Consider the following 814-nt stretch of genomic DNA (forward strand, 5'->3'; position numbering starts at 1 on the left):
TTGTGTGACAGTAAAAATAAACCCCCTGCTATGCAGGGGGAGGGAAGATCTTTAGATATAAGTAATCTCCTGTGTTAAAATAAATGTAGGTCTGCAAACCACAAATATTAAATCACAGGAGGTTCATAAAATGAACGTAAATAGTTTAGCTCATACTAAATGGGAATGCAAGTATCATATTGTTTTTGCACCAAAATATAGAAGACAGGTAATCTATAAAGATATAAAAGCAGATGTAGGACAAATATTAGGATTATTATGCAGAAGAAAAGGAATAGAAATAATAGAAGCAGAGTGTTGTCCGGATCATATACATATGCTAGTAAGAATACCACCTAAATATTCGGTATCAGAAATAGTAGGATATTTAAAAGGAAAAAGCTCACTAATGATATTTGAAAAACATGCAAATTTGAAATACAAATATGGAAATAGACATTTCTGGTGTAGAGGATATTATGTAGATACAGTAGGAAAAAATACAGCTGCAATAAAAGAGTATATTCAGAATCAATTAAAAGAAGATTTAGAATATGACCAGATGTCATTAGTAGAGTATATCGACCCGTTTACGGGTGAGCCAGTGAAGAAAAACAAGAAATAAACTGCTTGGAGCAGTAGTAGGAAATCAAAGCAAACCAGCAAGCCCCTTTTGGGGCAGCGCCGGAATAAGGAAGCACTGAAATAGCCCCTGGAAGGGGCTGCTGTAAATGTGGTGCAGTTGGCAGACTGTCAGTGCGCCTTCCGGGCGCAAGCAGGGAATAGTCCCTTATAGGGACAGAGCAAGCCACCCGCTAAGCGGGTGGTCTTGACT

The 814-nt window shown here is 37.7% G+C and carries 1 protein-coding gene; it reads left to right on the forward strand.

All coding sequences use genetic code 11. From position 1 onward, the window contains the following. Positions 1-130 precede the first annotated feature (130 nt). Complete coding sequence (tnpA, locus tag HFM85_RS16005) at positions 131-604, forward strand: IS200/IS605 family transposase (RefSeq protein WP_173739202.1); 474 nt, start codon at positions 131-133, stop codon at positions 602-604. Positions 605-814 lie beyond the last annotated feature (210 nt).

This window comes from Blautia schinkii, from assembly GCF_013304825.1.
In the GTDB taxonomy this organism is placed as follows: Bacteria; Bacillota; Clostridia; order Lachnospirales; family Lachnospiraceae; genus Blautia_A; species Blautia_A schinkii_B.

Excerpts from the sequence above, each read along its gene's own strand:
- tnpA (WP_173739202.1), top strand. The coding sequence starts at position 131 with ATGAACGTAAATAGTTTAGCTCATACTAAATGGGAATGCAAGTATCAT.